General features: G+C 69.5%; 13 protein-coding genes and 4 pseudogenes. 8 read left to right on the forward strand and 9 right to left on the reverse strand.

Annotated elements, in window-relative coordinates:
* Nucleotides 1-24 precede the first annotated feature (24 nt).
* Genes DPM13_RS22410 through DPM13_RS06615 form a run of 3 tightly spaced genes read left to right on the forward strand, consistent with a single transcriptional unit; the run spans nt 25 to nt 2,170 of the window.
* Nucleotides 25-741, forward strand: coding sequence for a DUF4118 domain-containing protein (locus tag DPM13_RS22410; protein ID WP_223252399.1), 717 nt, complete (start codon nt 25-27; stop codon nt 739-741).
* Complete coding sequence (locus DPM13_RS22415; protein ID WP_223252400.1) at nt 738-1,493, forward strand: sensor histidine kinase; 756 nt, start codon at nt 738-740, stop codon at nt 1,491-1,493. Before DPM13_RS22410 ends, DPM13_RS22415 begins: the two co-directional genes overlap by 4 nt.
* Entirely contained in the window at nt 1,490-2,170 is a 681-nt protein-coding gene (locus DPM13_RS06615) for a response regulator (RefSeq protein ID WP_112887672.1), read from the forward strand. The genes DPM13_RS22415 and DPM13_RS06615 overlap by 4 nt, the downstream gene beginning before the upstream one ends.
* Here DPM13_RS06615 and DPM13_RS06620 read toward each other — a convergent pair.
* From DPM13_RS06620 to DPM13_RS25860, 3 genes and pseudogenes are all read right to left on the reverse strand, one after another.
* Nucleotides 2,167-3,177: pseudogene (locus DPM13_RS06620) on the reverse strand (LLM class flavin-dependent oxidoreductase). The gene DPM13_RS06615 and the pseudogene DPM13_RS06620 sit on opposite strands and share 4 nt — an antisense overlap.
* A complete protein-coding gene (locus DPM13_RS06625) occupies nt 3,174-3,842 on the reverse strand; it encodes a substrate binding domain-containing protein (protein ID WP_223252401.1) in 669 nt (222 codons plus the stop codon). Before DPM13_RS06625 ends, DPM13_RS06620 begins: the two are co-directional and overlap by 4 nt.
* A 187-nt stretch (nt 3,843-4,029) precedes the next feature.
* Nucleotides 4,030-4,239 (reverse strand): annotated as a pseudogene (locus DPM13_RS25860) (hypothetical protein); the annotation flags it as partial.
* Here DPM13_RS25860 and DPM13_RS06630 point away from each other — a divergent pair.
* A pseudogene (locus DPM13_RS06630) lies at nt 4,238-5,177 on the forward strand (ring-cleaving dioxygenase). The pseudogenes DPM13_RS25860 and DPM13_RS06630 sit on opposite strands and share 2 nt — an antisense overlap.
* Nucleotides 5,178-5,210: 33 nt before the next feature.
* On the opposite strand, the gene DPM13_RS06635 reads toward DPM13_RS06630, so the two are convergent.
* Entirely contained in the window at nt 5,211-5,903 is a 693-nt protein-coding gene (locus DPM13_RS06635) for a gamma-glutamylcyclotransferase (RefSeq protein WP_028720009.1), read from the reverse strand.
* Nucleotides 5,904-6,148: 245 nt separating this feature from the next.
* Here DPM13_RS06635 and DPM13_RS06640 point away from each other — a divergent pair, with 245 nt between their 5' ends.
* Nucleotides 6,149-7,777, forward strand: a complete 1,629-nt coding sequence (locus tag DPM13_RS06640; RefSeq protein ID WP_145963317.1) for a hypothetical protein — start codon at nt 6,149-6,151, stop codon at nt 7,775-7,777.
* 168 nt (nt 7,778-7,945) lie between these two features.
* Here the strand turns inward: DPM13_RS06640 and DPM13_RS06645 are convergent, their stop codons facing one another.
* The 3 genes from DPM13_RS06645 to trpA form a co-directional block, all read right to left on the reverse strand.
* Nucleotides 7,946-9,481: a VOC family protein gene (locus tag DPM13_RS06645; RefSeq protein ID WP_112887674.1), complete on the reverse strand. Its 1,536-nt coding sequence runs from the start codon at nt 9,479-9,481 to the stop codon at nt 7,946-7,948.
* Nucleotides 9,482-9,491: 10 nt separating this feature from the next.
* Entirely contained in the window at nt 9,492-10,109 is a 618-nt protein-coding gene (locus DPM13_RS06650; RefSeq protein ID WP_028720011.1) for a glutathione S-transferase family protein, read from the reverse strand.
* Between the two features lie 111 nt (nt 10,110-10,220).
* Nucleotides 10,221-11,018 carry a tryptophan synthase subunit alpha gene (gene trpA / locus DPM13_RS06655; protein WP_028720012.1) on the reverse strand — a complete coding sequence of 266 codons (798 nt, stop codon included), beginning with the start codon at nt 11,016-11,018 and terminating at the stop codon, nt 10,221-10,223.
* Between the two features lie 129 nt (nt 11,019-11,147).
* Between trpA and ychF the strand changes: the two genes are divergently transcribed.
* From ychF to DPM13_RS06670, 3 genes and pseudogenes are all read left to right on the forward strand, one after another.
* Nucleotides 11,148-12,245, forward strand: a complete 1,098-nt coding sequence (gene ychF, locus DPM13_RS06660; protein ID WP_080621141.1) for a redox-regulated ATPase YchF — start codon at nt 11,148-11,150, stop codon at nt 12,243-12,245.
* Between the two features lie 138 nt (nt 12,246-12,383).
* On the forward strand, nt 12,384-12,896 hold the full coding sequence (locus tag DPM13_RS06665; RefSeq protein ID WP_028720014.1) for a c-type cytochrome, methanol metabolism-related: 513 nt from the start codon (nt 12,384-12,386) through the stop codon (nt 12,894-12,896).
* Nucleotides 12,896-13,727 (forward strand): annotated as a pseudogene (locus DPM13_RS06670) (quinoprotein dehydrogenase-associated putative ABC transporter substrate-binding protein). The gene DPM13_RS06665 and the pseudogene DPM13_RS06670 overlap by 1 nt, the downstream one beginning before the upstream one ends.
* 13 nt (nt 13,728-13,740) lie before the next feature.
* Here DPM13_RS06670 and DPM13_RS06675 read toward each other — a convergent pair.
* Together DPM13_RS06675 and DPM13_RS06680 are read right to left on the reverse strand one after the other, a co-directional pair.
* On the reverse strand, nt 13,741-14,664 hold the full coding sequence (locus tag DPM13_RS06675) for a YncE family protein (RefSeq protein ID WP_112887675.1): 924 nt from the start codon (nt 14,662-14,664) through the stop codon (nt 13,741-13,743).
* Nucleotides 14,661-15,188, reverse strand: a complete 528-nt coding sequence (locus DPM13_RS06680) for an SRPBCC family protein (RefSeq protein ID WP_028720017.1) — start codon at nt 15,186-15,188, stop codon at nt 14,661-14,663. The genes DPM13_RS06675 and DPM13_RS06680 overlap by 4 nt, the downstream gene beginning before the upstream one ends.
* Nucleotides 15,189-15,231 lie beyond the last annotated feature (43 nt).

Here is a 15,231-nt window from a genome sequence, read left to right on the forward strand (position 1 = left end):
CGCCTGCCGGAGGATCGCTACCGGATGACCGCGCCCACCCTGGGAGGGTTCGCGGGGGCGGCGGCCATCCTGATGGCGGCGGCGGTGATCGTCGGTTCGGCCCGCCATGTGCTGCCCGAATCGGTCGCGATCCTGCTGTTCCTGACGGCGGTGCTGATCTCGGCCGCGGGCTTCGGCTTCTGGGTCGGGATCATCAGCGCGGTGGGGGCGCTGGCCGGCTTCAACTTCATGATGGACCGTTTCGGGCTGTCGATCCCCTCGGCGCAAATGATGCTGTTCATCTTCCTGCTGGCGGCAGCGGCGGGGGCGCTGATCTCGGGGCGGCTGCGCGAGCAGGTGGACGCGGCGCAGGGCCGGGCCGCCGCGCTGGAGGTGCTGTCGCGCGTCTCGACCGACCTGGCGCTGGCCGGATCGCAGGCCGAGGTGGCCAGGGTCGCCGTGCGCCACCTGAACGCCCTGGCGCACGGGCCCGCCGTGGCCTTGGCCCCGGTCGGGGGCCAGTTGCGCCTGATCGCGGCCGAGCCGCAGGACTATCTGCCCGAGGCGAGCGAGCTTGAGGCCGCGGACGTGGCCTTCCGGCGGGGCCGGCCCGAATTCGCCTCGGCCCAGGGCTGGAGCGGGTCGCGGCTGACCTTCTATCCGGTGGGGACGGGCGGGCCAGGGCATGGCCCGGTGCTGGGCCATGCCCGCATCCCGCAGGACCAGCGCGACCACGGCTGGCGCGAACAGGCCATCGGGTGATCCTGCGCCAGACCGGCCAGGCCCTGCAGCGCCTGGCCCTGACCGAGGAGGCCGAGGCCGAGCGCCGCCGCGCGACCAGCGAGGAGATGCGCGCCGCCCTGCTGGCCTCGCTGTCCCACGACCTGCGCACGCCCCTGGCGACGATCCTGGGATCGGTGACCACCCTGCGCGAACTGGGCGGAACGCTGTCGCCTTCGGCCCGGACCGACCTGCTGGCCGCCATCGAGGAGGAGGCCGAGCGGCTGGCCCGCTATGTCGAGAAGCTGTTGCAGCTGACGCGGCTGCAATCGGGGATGGAGGTCAACATGGCCTGGGTGGATGCCGGCGACGCGGCCCAGGCCGCCGTCGCGCGCGCCCGTCGGTCCTGGCCCCAGGCCCGGATCGAGGCCGAGGTCCCGCCCCTGCCGATGCTGCGGGCCGAGGCCGGGCTGCTGGAACAGGCGATCTTCAACCTGATCGAGAACGCGGTGAAATACGCGCCCGGCCCGATCCGGGTGTCGGCCGGGGTGCAGCCGGATGGCTGGCTGGCCCTGTCGGTCGCGGACCAGGGGCCGGGCCTGCCCGGGCCGGTGGCGGAATGGCTGGCCTCGGACGCGATGGCGCGCCCGCCGCAGGGCGCGGGGCTGGGCCTGCCGATCAGCAAGGGCATCGCCGCCGCGCTGGGGGGCCGGCTTGTCGCCCGGCGCGGTCCCGGCGGTGCCGGGGCGGTGATCGAGATCCTGTTGCCGGTGCCGCCGGCGCGCGGCGCATGACCCGGCAGACGGTCCTGATCGTCGACGACGAGCCCCAGATCCAGCGGTTCCTGGGCCACGCGCTGACGGCCGCCGGCTATGACACGCTGTCGGCCGCGAACGGGCACGAGGCCCTGGCGCTGGCCGACAGCCAGGACCCCGACCTGATGATCCTGGACCTGGGCCTGCCCGACATGAACGGCAAGGAGGTGATCGAGCGGCTGCGGCTGCGGTCCGACATGCCGGTGATCGTGCTGTCGGCCCACGACCAGGAGATGGAAAAGATCATGGCGCTGGACCTGGGCGCCGACGACTTCGTCCCCAAGCCCTTCGGCATCGGCGAGTTGCTGGCCCGGCTGCGGGTCAGCCTGCGCCCGCGCCGCGCCGCCCGGCCCGAGGCGATCCGCCAGGACGGGCTGGTCATCGACCTGGACGCCCACCAGGTCAGCCGCGACGGCGAGGTGCTGCGCCTGACCCCCAAGGAATTCGACCTGATGGCCGCGCTGGCGCTGAACGCCGGCCGGGTGATGACGCACCGCAAGCTGCTGGGCCAGGTCTGGGGACCGGCGCATGTGGACGATGTGCCCTATCTGCGGGTGTTCATCGGCCAGCTGCGCCAGAAGCTGGAACGCGACCCGGCCCGGCCGGAACTGATCCTGACCGAGCCGGGTGTCGGCTATCGCTGGGCCCAGCCCTAGCGCCAGCCAAGCGCCGGGGCGACGTGTTTCAGGATGCTTTCCAGCACATGGGTGTTGTAGTCGACGCCCAGCTGGTTCGGCACGGTCAGCAGCAGGGTGTCGGCCTCGGCGATGCCTTCGTCGGTGCGCAGTTCCTCGATCAGCTTGTCCGGCTCGGCCGCATAGCCCCGGCCAAAGATCGAGCGGGTCTGCTCGATGAAGCCGACCTGGTCCTGTTCCTTGCCGCGGCCGAAATACATCCGGTCCATGTCGTTCATCAGCGGAAAGATCGAGCGGCTGACCGAGACGCGGGGCTGGCGTTCGTGGCCGACCTCGGCCCAGGCCTCGCGATAGGCGCGGATCTGCTCGGCCTGCTGGACGTGGAAGGGCTTGCCGTTCTCGTCGTCCTTCAGCGTCGAGCTTTGCAGGTTCATGCCCATCTGCGCCGCCCAGCGGGCGGTGGCGTTCGACCCCGCGCCCCACCAGATGCGGTCGCGCAGGCCCGGGCTGTAAGGCTCCAGCCGCAGCATCCCGGGCGGGTTCGGAAACATCGGGCGCGGGTTCGGCTCGGCAAAGCCGTGGCCCGGATGACGTTCAGGAACACCTCAGCGTGGCGCCGCCCATGTCGGCATCGCTTTCGACCTCGGCCGGCTGATAGCCGAAAAGGTGGTCAGCCGACGCCTGCCGGGCGAGCCGCGCGAGATTCCAAGCTGCAGCCGCCCGCCAGAGATCAGGTCGGCGCTGCCGGCGTCCTCGGCCATGTACAGCGGGTTTTCATAGCGCATGTCGATGACGGCGGTGCCGATCTCGATCGCCTTGGTGCGCGTGCCGACCGCCGCCAGCAGCGGAAAGGGCGAGCCGAGCTGGCGGGCAAAGTGATGCACCCGGAAATAGGCACCGTCCGCGCCCAGTTCCTCGGCAGCGATGGCCAGGTCGATGGATTGCAGCAGCGTGTCCTGGGCGCTGCGGGTGGCCGAGCCACGGTCGGGCGACCAGTGGCCAAAGGACAGGAAACCGATTTTCTTCATGATCTTTCCTTGGCTTCGCCCTGCCAGGGCGGCGTCTTCAGTTCGGCCGCCAGGTGGTCGATGAACCGGCGCAGCTTGGCGGGCATGGGGGATACGGGGGGCCAGACGGCGACGATGGGCATCCGGCGGGCCGGATAGCCGGGCAGCACGCGTTCCAGCGTGCCCTGGGCCAGCGCGGGGGCGGCGATGAAGCCGGGCAGCATCGCCAGCCCCAGGCCCTGGATCGCCATGCAGCGGATCGCCTCGCCATTGTTCAGCGACATCCGGCCGGTGACCAGGGGCGAGACGAAACGGTCGCGGTCCTGAAACTGCCAGAGCTGGCTGTTCGGCATATGGCTGTAGCCGATCACCGGATGGTCGCGCAGGTCGGCCAGGGTCCGCGGGCGGCCGTGGCGGTCCAGATAGGCGGGGCTGGCGACGGCCAGGCTTTCGTCCTCGCACAGCTTCCTTTGCATCAGGGCCTTGTCGCGCATCTTGCCGATGCGGATGCCGACGTCGAAGCCCTCGCGCGCCAGGTCGCGGGTGCGGTCGTCGTAATCGACGGTGATTTCCAGATCGGGGTTGGCCTCGGCAAAGCGGGCGATGATCGGGCCCAGGTGCAGCACGCCGAAGCTCATCGGCGCGGCGATGGACAGGCTGCCGCGCAGGGGCGTCAGGCCGTCCATGTCCCAGGCCGTCGCCTCGGCCGCGGCGACCAGTTCGGTCAGCGCGGGGCGCAGCCGTTCGGCCAGGCGCTGCGCCGCCTCGGTGGGCGTGATGCGGCCCGCGTTGCGGCGAAACAGGGCAGCGCCCAGCGTGGTCCAGATCGGCGATGCGCTTGCTGACCACCGATTTCGAGAGGTTCAGCCGCGCCGCGGCGGCGGTCACGGTGCCCAGTTCCATCACCGTCAGGAAGGTTTCGAGGTCGTCGAGATCGTAGCGCATGGCCCCAAGATAGGGTGCCCGGGAACCCGCCGGAAGCCCCTGATGTTCGGCTGGACCGAACGCGAGGTTCGCATCCGCCGCGCTGGCGGAAACGGCCCGGGTGCCCAGATTGGTCGCAACGAAAGGAGGAGCCATCATGCAGCTCACCGGAATACACCATCTGACGGCGATCACCGCCAAGGCATCCCAGAACAAGCGGTTCTATACGGACACGCTGGGCCTGCGCCTGGTCAAGAAGACCGTGAACCAGGACGATACCAGCGCCTATCACCTGTTCTATGCCGACGGGCTCGCCTCGCCCGGCACCGACCTGACCTTCTTCGACTGGCCGGCGGCGCGCGAACGGCGCGGCACCCGCTCGATCAGCCGCACCGGGCTGCGGATCGGCAAGGACAGCTTCGACTTCTGGGCCGGCCGGCTGAACGACGCGGGGCTGACGGTCGGAACCGTGGGTCAGCTCGATGGCCGCACCAGCCTGGATTTCGAGGATCCCGAGGGCCAGCGTTTCCGCCTGACCGAGGACGACAGCACTGCGGCGAACCCCTGGGCGAAATCGCCCGTGCCGGCGGATCACCAGATCCACGGGCTGGGGCCGATCACCATCTCGGTTCCCGACCTTGCCCCGACCGAAGCGGTGCTGACCCGGGTCATGGCCATGCGCAGGACCCGCGACTATGCCAGCCCCGACGGGCAGGGCACCGTCCATGTCTTTGAGATGGGCGCGGGCGGCCCGGCGGCGGAATTGCATGTGGCGGTCCAGCCCGACCTGCCGGTGGCCCGCCAGGGTGCGGGCGGCGTCCACCACGTCGCCTTCCGGGTGCCCGATCATCCGACGATCCACCAATGGGCCGAGCGGCTCAAACAGATGCGGGTGCCGAGTTCGGGCGAGGTCGAGCGCTACTATTTCGCTCGCTTTACTTCCGCGAACCGGCGGCAACCTGTTCGAGATCGCGACCGACGATCCGGGATTTGCCGTGGACGAACCGCTGGACGCCCTGGGCGAACGCCTGTCGCTGCCCCCCTTCCTGGAAGGCCGGCGCGACCAGATCGAGGCCGGGCTGAAGCCGCTGGACTGAACGAACGCAGGGCCGCCGGACCGACCGGCGGCCCTATTCCGCGGCCTGGCAGGTCCGGTGCAGCCGTTCGATCTCGGCCGCGACCAGCTTTTGCAGGTGCCACAGGTTGCGGTCGTGGATGCCGAATTCCTCGAGATGGCGGACGGTGTTGAACAGGTATTCCGCGCAGGATCCCACCGGCCCGCAGGCCGGGGCCAGGATGCCCGCCACCTGCTCCAGCGGCAGCCGGCTGAGGATGCGCGGCCCGTGCGGCCCGGCCCAGAACACCATGACCCGGCGCGGCCCCTCGGCCGTGCGGACCCGGATCCAGCGCACCATGTCGCGGTTTTCGCGGAAGCGGATCTCGCGCCGCAGCATGCGGCGGATCTGGTCCAGCCGGTCCTCGGCGCGCACGCGATAGATCACCCCGTCGCAGCGCCCGCCGCGTTCCAGCGCCATCATCAGCCCCATGTGCTGGGGCGAGCCGCGCCAGCGGTGCATCTTGAGGCAGAACGAACGGTGCCAGCCATAGGCGCTGGCGCGGCAATGATCCTCGGCGTCGAAATCGGGCTTCCAGATCAGCGAGCCATAGGCAAAGACCCACAGCGGGTCCGCGCCGCACTGGCGGTCGTAGTCCTGCGCCAGGGCGTCCAGCTCGGCCTCGGTCATCTCGGTCCAGCCGGGTTCGTGGCCAAGGTCCGGTTCCGGGCGCAGGGTCAGGGCGACCAGTTCGGGTGTCAGCGTCATCCGCCGCCGGCCGGGTCCGTGGTCTGCTGGGCGCGTCATCGTCGAATTCGTCCTGGATCGGGTCGTGCGGGGCAGCAGGGCCCCGCCCCCAAGGGAAGGTCATGCGCGCGCCGGTTTCAACCCTTTTCGCGCGTTTTCGCCCCTCACATTCCTGCGCTGCGGCGGAAACGGTCATTCCCGGCCTTGCGGGGCCCGCATCGGCTGGGGCAGCCTTGAACGCACGGTCTTTCCTGCACGAGGCGCCCATGACCCTTCCCGGCACGCTGACCAACCCGCCGCTGGCCGTGGGACTGGCCGGGCTTCTGGACTGGAGCACGGCCCAGCCCCTGCTGGACCATTTCAAGCTGGCACGACCCTGGACCGGGACCGTGGGCGGCCGGTTCGGCGCGCTGTCCTTCGACGATCTGCGCGCGCAGGGGGTCATCGACCCGCAGGGCTGGCCGCTGGCCGTGCCCGAGGGGGTCGAGGCGGTCTCGACGGTGCTTCTGACCGAACTGCACGCGGGCGCGCAGGACCTGGCCGGGCGCTACCTGCTGACCTGGCAAGGCGAGGGCGAGATCGCGCTGAAGGGCGCAACCGCGCAGGCGCCGCAGGACGGCGGCATCGCCTTCGATTTCCGGCCCGACCCCCAGCGCGCGCTGGGGCTGGACATCACCCGGATCACGCGCGGGCCGATCCGCGACATCCGCGTGGTGCAGCTGGACAACCTGTCCCGCCATCGCGACGGGCAGCTGTTTCGCCGCGAATGGCTGGACCGGGTGCGCAACTATCGCCTGCTGCGCTTCATGGACTGGATGTTCACCAACAACTCGGTGCAGGCGGAATGGGCCGACCGGCCGCGCCTTGAGGATGCCTTCTATACCTGGCGCGGCGCCCCGGTCGAGGTCATGGTCGCGGCGCTGAACGAGGTCGGGGCGGACGGCTGGTTCTGCGTCCCGCACCTGGCCTCGGCCGACTGGCTGCGGCGCTTTGCCACGGTGGTGCGCGACGGGCTGAACCCGGGGCTGCGCGCCTGGTACGAATATTCGAACGAGATGTGGAACATGCAGTTCGGCCAGACGCAATGGGCCATCGAACAGGCGCGCGGGCTGTGGCCCGCGCAGGGCGACGGGTTCATGCAGCTTTATGCCGCGCGGTCCGTCGCCATGGCCGAGGAACTGGACCGCATCCACGCCGCCGATCCGGGACGCTGCGTCAAGGTGATCTCGACCCACACCCATTGGCTGGGGCTTGAGGGGGCGGCGCTGGACGCCCCGGACTGGCGCGCCGACCATCCGCTGAAGCCCCCGCCCTACCGGCATTTCGACGCCTATGCCGTCTCGGGCTATTTCGACGGCGGCATCGACCGCGCAGAGAACGTGCCCGCGATCCGCGCGTTGCTGGAGCGGGGCGAGGCCGCCGCCCGCACGGCGCTGCGCGACCAGATGCTGCACGGCGGCTGGCCCGAAAGCGGGCGGACCATCGCCAGCCTGCGCCAGACCTGGGATTACCACGCCGAGATCGCCCGCCGCCGCGGCCTTGCCCTGGTCATGTACGAGGGCGGCAGTCATATCACGCCCCCGGCCCCGGCGCTGGCCGATCCGGCGCTGGCCGAATTCTACCAGCGTTTCAACTATTCGGCCGAGATGGGGCAGGTCTATACCGCCGCGCTGGACGAATGGGCCGCCGCCGGGGGCAGTCAATTCAACCAATTCGTGGAAAGCGACCGACCCAGCCCCTTCGGTTACTGGGGCCTGCAGCGCCACCTGGGCGACGAAAATCCCCGCTGGGCGGCGGTCGACACCTGGAATCGCGGCCATCAGGGCCAGGACGACCGGGGCGGGTCGGATTTCGTCGGAGGATACGAAATGGACAATAACTCATCCGGAGGTTGACTGTCGGGCGAGCGAAAACACGCCCGCCCGAATTGTAATATCGTCAACACTCAACTAGTTACGGCAAAAAACATGCTACCGCTTAACCACATGCACCGTATGCACCATGTTCGCGGAATGCGGTAGTTGACCTTTTGGACAGTTCGCCTTCCCTGATGCCTTTTGACGTTACGTCGTTTCGGCAGACAGCCACTTTCGCGCCTGTACAAGGTCATCCTGCGACAGTTCGTGGCCGGCCGGCAGCCTTTGCACCGCAAGATCGGCGCCGCCCTGGCGTAGCGCGCTTTCCAGCGCCGGGGCCATGCGCCCGAACATGTCGCGCGCGCCCGTCAGCATCAGCACATGGCTGCCCGCAAGCGCGTCGGGGGCAAGCTCGGGCGGGGCCTCCAGCGCCTGGACGGCGCGCAACAGAATCGCCCGTCCGATCACGCCGGGATGCAGTTGCAGGATCGCACCCAGAAGATTCGCGCCGTTGGAATAGCCCAGAAAGACCAGCCGCTGCCGGTCCAGCCCATAGGCCCGCACCGCCTCGTCGATGAAGGCGGCAAAGGCCTCGGTCTCGGCGCGAATGTCGGCCTGGTCATAGGTCACCGCGTCGAAGCGGCGGAACCAGCGGTTGATCCCCTCCTCGGTCGAGCGGCCGCGCACGCCCAGGGCCGTGGCGCGGGGCGCCAGTCGGGCGGCAAGCGGCATCAGGTCCGATTCGTTGCCGCCGGTCCCGTGCAGCAGGACGATGGTGCTGCCGTCGGGATCGTCGGGCCGGTGAAAGCGGTGGATGAAGTGCAGTTCGCGCATCGGGGTCCTTTCCTCACCCGGCAGAGCGAATTGCGGCAGCATCACGCGCAGATCCCGCGCGCGCGCCGCGTCATGGGGCGGGACGAACAGCGTCCGGCCCAGGTCCTCGGGCGCCTCGTCCAGGGTGAACCCGGGCCCGTCGGTCGCATATTCCAGCAGTGTGCCGGCCGGTTCGCGGACATAGAGCGACCGGAAATACCTGCGGTCATGGACATGGGTCACGTCGCTGCCCGCCAGGGTGGACTGCATGGCATCGACCGCATCCGCGTCCGGGGCGCGGAACGCCACATGGTCCAGGACGCCGGTGCCCGGAATGCCGGGGAAAAAGCCGCCGGCATCGCGGATATCGACGGCATCGCTGTCCGAAACCAGCCGCGTGATCGCCCCGTGCACCCCTTCGATGCGATAGCCGAAGCGGGCCAGGAAGGCGGCGGTCCCGGAGGGGTCCTCGCTCCAGACCGTGACGCCGCGCAGTCGGGTCGGCGCGACCGGATCGGCCAGCGGCGCGGCGGCGGGCAGGTCCGCACCCACCAGCTTGACGATAACCCCGTCGGGGTCCTTCAGGCGCAGGACCGTCTCGCCCATCTCGCGGCTGGGGCCTTCGACGGGGATATGGGCGGACATCGCGCGGGTCAGCCAGTCGCCGATGCTGGCGGGCGGCACGGCCAGGGCGATCTCGGTCACCTGGCCATGGCCCACGCGGCCCGGCGCGCCGTCCTCCCAGACCAGGAAGGTGACGAGCGAGCCGGGCGAGCCCAGCGCGTCGCCATAGAACAGGTGCAGCTGCTCGGCATCCTCGAAGCCGGCCGTGCGCTTGACCAGGCGGAGGCCCAGGAAGCCGGCGTAGAAATCGACATTGGCCTGGACCCGGCGGGTGATGCCGGTGACGTGATGGATGCCGCTGGGCATGGCTTGCTCCTTATTCGCCCTCTTCGCGGGCCAGGACGCGTTGCACGGCGGGGTCCGCCGCGATCCGGTCGTGCAGGGCCTGGACGTTCGGCCAGGCCTGGATCCCCTCGGGCAGCAGGTTCGCGGCCCAGCGGATCATGGGGAAGGCATAGGCATCGACGACCGAGCGGCGGCCCAGGATGAAGTCGCGCCCGTCCAGCTGCGCGTCCAGCAGCTTCAGCCGCTTGCGCACCAGCTTGCGCCCGGCCTCTTGCACCGCGTCGCGGGCGGCGGGGTCGGCGCTGGTCGTATAGCGCTGAGGCATGAAGATCGGGTAGAAGCTGGGGTGCAGGTCGCCGGTGAAGAAGCTGGACCAGCGGTCAAGCTCGGCCGCGGCCCGCGCATCGTCGCCGCCCGCCAGATCGGCCTGCGGGTGCTTGCGGGCCAGATAGTGCAGGATCGCGCCGCATTGGGTCAGGGTCCAGCCGTCGTCCTCGATCAGGACGGGCACGGCGCCGGCGGGGTTGGCGGCCAGCAGGTCGCGGTCGCCGAATTCGACCGCCTGTTCCTCATAGGGCGCGCCGATCCATTCCAGCACGACATGGGGCGCAAGCGAACAGGCGCCGGTGTGGTAAATCAGCTTGGGCATGGGATCCTCCCTCCGTCACGCGTCCAACATAGCCGGCCGCCGCGTTTTCCCAAGCGCGTGGCGCGGGAACGCGGCGTTCGGCCAAGGCGAACGCATGGAGGGCGGAGCGGTTCAGCCGCCGTGGGCGCCGCGTGCAAGGTCGGCGACGAAATCCAGCACCTCGGGCACCGGCCGGCCTTCGCCGATCTGCTTGACGATGGCGCTGCCGACGACGCAGCCATCGGCCACGCCCGCCACCGCCTGCGCCGCATCGGGGGTCGAGATGCCGAAGCCCACCACGACGGGCAGGCCGGCCGCCGCGCGGATGCGGGCGACCTCGGGGGCGACCTCGGCCGCGTCGGCCGCCGGACCGCCGGTGATGCCGGTGACGCTGACGTAATAGACGAAGCCGCTGGTGTTCTTCACCACCGCCGGCAGGCGGCGGTCGTCGGTCGTGGGCGTCGCCAGCCGGATGAAGTTGATGCCGGCCTCGCGCGCGGGAAGGCACAGCTCGGCGTCCTCCTCGGGCGGAAGGTCGACGACGATCAGCCCGTCGATCCCCGCCTCCGACGCCTCGGCCAGAAAGCGGGTCACCCCGCCGTCGCGGGCATAGATCGGGTTGTAATAGCCCATCAGCACGATGGGCGTGCGCCGGTCCTCGGCGCGGAACGCCCGCACCATGTCCAGCACGCGGCTGACGCTGCCGCCCGCCGCCAGCGCGCGCTGGCCGGCGGCCTGGATCGTGGCGCCGTCCGCCATCGGGTCGGTGAAGGGCATCCCCAGTTCGATGATGTCAACCCCCGCGCCCGGCAGGCCGCGCATGATCTGCAGCGCGGTGTCATAGTCCGGGTCGCAGCCCATCATGTAGGCGACAAAGGCCTTGCCGCCGGTCTCGGCCAGCCGCGCGAAGGTGTCGTCGATTCTGCTCATGCGCCCCGTCCCCCTGATGGTCGGCCAAAGCCCTATCGCGGGACAGGGGGCAAGATCAACGCCCGGCACTGGACTTGCGCGTCACCGGCTCATAAAAGGCGCGCAAATCCGGGCAAAAAGGGGTGCATCATGGGCTTTCGCATGGGGATCGTCGGCTTGCCGAACGTGGGCAAGTCGACGCTGTTCAACGCGCTGACGAAAACCGCCGCCGCCCAGGCCGCGAATTTCCCGTTCTGCACCATCGAACCCAACGTGGGCGAGGTCGCGGTGCCCGACCCGCGCCTGGACACCTTGGCCCAGATCGCCGGGTCCAAGCAGATCATCCCGACCCGCATCACCTTCGTCGATATCGCGGGCCTGGTCAAAGGCGCCAGCAAGGGCGAGGGCCTGGGCAACCAGTTCCTGGCCAACATCCGCGAGGTGGACGCCATCGCCCATGTGCTGCGCTGCTTCGAGGACGGCGACGTCACCCATGTCGAGGGCCGCGTCGATCCCATCGCCGACGCCGAGACCATCGAGACCGAGCTGATGATCGCCGACCTGGAATCGGTCGAGCGCCGGCTGGCCAACATCGCCCGCAAGCTGAAGGGCGGCGACAAGGACGCGCTGGCGCAGGAAAAACTGCTGAAGGCCGCGCAGGCGGCGCTGGAATCGGGCAAGCCCGCCCGCACCGTCGCGGTGGCCGAAGACGAGCGCCGCGCCTGGGACATGCTGCAGCTTTTGACCGCCAAGCCCGTCCTGTTCGTCTGCAACGTCGAGGAGGACAAGGCCGCGACCGGCAACGCCCAGTCCGACCGCGTGGCCGAGATGGCGCAGGCGCAGGGCGCCGGCCATGTGGTGATTTCCGCCAAGATCGAGGAGGAGATCAGCCAGCTGCCCACTGAGGAGGCCGCCATGTTCCTCGAGGAGATGGGCCTGCACGAGGCGGGCCTGGATCGCCTGATCCGCGAGGGCTACAAGCTTCTGGGGCTTGAGACCTATTTCACCGTCGGCCCCAAGGAGGCCCGCGCCTGGACCATCCACAAGGGCACGCTGGCCCCGGCCGCGGCGGGCGTCATCCACGGCGATTTCGAACGCGGCTTCATCCGCGCCGAAACCGTCGCCTATGACGATTACGTTACCTACAAGGGCGAGGCCGGCGCGCGCGAGGCCGGCAAGTTCCGGGTCGAAGGCAAGTCCTATGTCGTCAAGGACGGCGACGTGCTGCACTTCCTGTTCAACGCCTGATCCAGCGCCTGCAGGGCTTTTTTTCCGGCGCCCCGGCGAGTTTCGCCGCGGGCGCCGCCGTCATTCCGCAAGACTTAAGTTTGATTGGTGTTGTGCCGGAATGTGCATAGTATCCCGCCAACGGGAGGAAAAAATACCATGAAAGCAGCCGTGCCCTTGCTGGCATTCGCCACGTTCTTTGCCACAGCCGCCCTGGCCCAGGACAAGCCGAACGTCGAAGCCGTCAATACCGATGGCGTCCGCTGGTTCAACTCGGACGAGACGCCCACCTACAAGATCGCCGAGGACGGCACGATCGACTGGCCGACGTTTTCGGGCTATCGCCGCTATCACGCGGAATGCCACGTCTGCCACGGCCCCGACGGCGAGGGGTCGAGCTATGCCCCCGCGCTGAAGAACTCGGCCCTGCGCATGGACTATTACGACTTCTATGCGGTGGTCGCGGACGGGCGCCAGAAGGTGGGCCAGGCCGAAAACCAGGTGATGCCGGCCTTTGGCGCGAACCCGAACGTCATGTGCTATCTGGACGACATCTATACCTATCTGCGCGCCCGCGGCACCGACGCCGTGCCGCGCGGCCGGCCCGCCAAGAAAGAGGCCAAGTCCGAAGCCTATGCCGAGGCCGAGAAAAGCTGCATGGGGGGCAGCTGATGCGCCCTGCCCTTGCGGCGGTGGTGATGCTGGCGCTGGCCCCGCTTGCGGCCCCGGCGGCGCGGGCGCAGGTGGCGGACCTGGTCGATCACACCGCCTTCCGGGTCTGCGCGGACCCGGCGAACCTGCCGCTGTCGTCGCAGGACGGCACCGGGTTCGAAAACCGCATCGCCGAGCTTTTTGCGGCCAAGCTGGGCGTGCCGGTGCAATACACCTGGTTCCCGCAGGTCATCGGCTTTGTGCGCCAGACGCTGGATCCGGGCTTATGTCCACGACGTGGTGATCGGCTGTCGGGGCGACGAGCTGGTCCTGAACACGAACCACTACTATACCTCGACCCATGTGCTGGTGGTGCGGGCGGATGGCGATCTGACGGGGGTCGATCACCTGTCGGACCCCGCGCTCAAGGGGCGCAAGATCGGCGTGGTGGCGGGCGCGCCGCCCGCGACCCATGTGGCCCGCCTGGGGCTGATGAAGGATGCCAAGCCCTATGACCTGATGACCGACCGCCGGGTGGAAAACCCCGCCGGCGACATGCTGCACGATGTCGAGACCGGGGCGACCGACGCCGCGCTGATGTGGGGACCGATCGCGGGGCCTCTGGCCAAGGACAACCCCAAGCTCAAGGTCATCCCGCTGCTCAGGGAAACGACGACGCCGCGGCTGTTCTTTCGCATCACCATGGGCGTCCGCCCCGGCGAGGATGTCTGGAAGCGCGAGTTGAACAGCATGATCCGGCGCAACCAGGGTGAAATCGACGCCATCCTGCGCGATGCCGGCGTGCCGCTGGTGGACGATTACGGCAAGCAGCTGAAACCCGTCGCGCCCTGAGGCTTACGGGGCCTTACGGGCGGCCGATGAACTGGCCGAAGGCGCGCGGCCCCTCGGGCATGCCCAGCGTCTCGACCACCGCCATGCCGGCGGGGTCGATCGCCTGCACCGTGTCGGAAAACCAGTTGGCGACCAGGATGCGGTTCCCGTCCGCCGTGGCGGCGATGCCTTCGGGGTATTCGTCCGTCTCGATCCGGCCAAGGACGGACAGGCTGGCTTCGTCGAACACCGTGACGCTGGCGTCGTACTGGTTCGTGACAAAGCCCCGCCCGGCCGCGAAGGCCACGGCATAGGGCCGCTCGCCCGTGGCGATGGTCGCGACGACCCGGCCGGTTTCCAGGTCGATCACGCTGACGCTGTCGGACAGGACATTGGTGACAAAGGCCCGGCCGCCCCGAAGGGTGACGCCGAAGGGGTGATGGCCGACCGCGACCCGCACCACGCCCCCCGGCCGGATGATCGTCACGCTGTCCGCGTCGCGGTCGGCGGCGACGATGACCCCCCGCCCCGCCGCGACGCCCGAGGGCGTGGCCCCGGTCGCCCAGCGGCGCAGCGCGCGGCCGTCCGCCGGGTCGATCTCGCGCAGGGCGCCGCCCCAATCCGTCACCAGGGCGTGCCCGCTGGCCGGGTCCACCGCCAGGCCGAAGGGCGCCCCGCCCAGCCCATGCGCGGCCTGTTCGCGGCCGGACAGGTCCAGCACATGCAGCCGCCCATCCTCGACCGAGATCGCCATGATCCGCCCGCGCGGCCCGTCGACGGCCACGGCCGCCGGCTTGCCCGGCAGCGGCACCGAACCGATCAGCCGCATCCCGTCGGTGTCGATCAGGCTGAGCATCCCCGCGTTCTGCGAGGTGACGGCCGCGATATCGGCCAGGCCGGGCGTTCCCAGCATCAGGGCCAGGGCGGCGGCCCGGCACCCCGCCGCCAGTCCGCTCATTCCGCCTTGCCGAAACGTTCGACCAGCGCGTCGATGCCCTTCTGGTGCGCCGCCTCGACCGAGGCCGCCGAGGCTTCGTCGTTCTGGTCGGCGGGCGGGTTGTTGTTGGGATAGGCCCGATAGAACGCGCCCTTCCAGTCCAGCAGCGTCTTGCCGCCCTGGTCCTTCAGCGTGATGTGCGAGGCATAGTTGGTCGCCTTGACGGCCTCGAGGTTGTCCTCGGTGAAGCGGACCGAAATGGCGTGGCGTTCGTCGTCGCGCTTCAGCAGCTCCTCGTGCAGGACCTGGCCGTCCTCCATGGTGCGCACGCGGGTCGCGCCCTTGTCGTTGCCGGTCGCCTCGACCTTGGCGACGCCGGGATACCAGCTCATGTCCGTGAAATCGCCGACGACGGCCCAGACCTCGTCGGGAGATGCGTTCAGCGTCACGCTTTGATCGGTTTTCAGCCGCGAGGGGCCGTGCGCCTCGGCCGCCCCCGTCATGGCGGCCAGCCCCACCGCCAAGGCCATCGCAAGCTGTCGCATCGTGCAGTCCTTCCTGTTCCATCTGACAGGGCCGAGATGAAAC

Source organism: Paracoccus mutanolyticus, assembly GCF_003285265.1.
Classification (GTDB): Bacteria; Pseudomonadota; Alphaproteobacteria; order Rhodobacterales; family Rhodobacteraceae; genus Paracoccus; species Paracoccus yeei.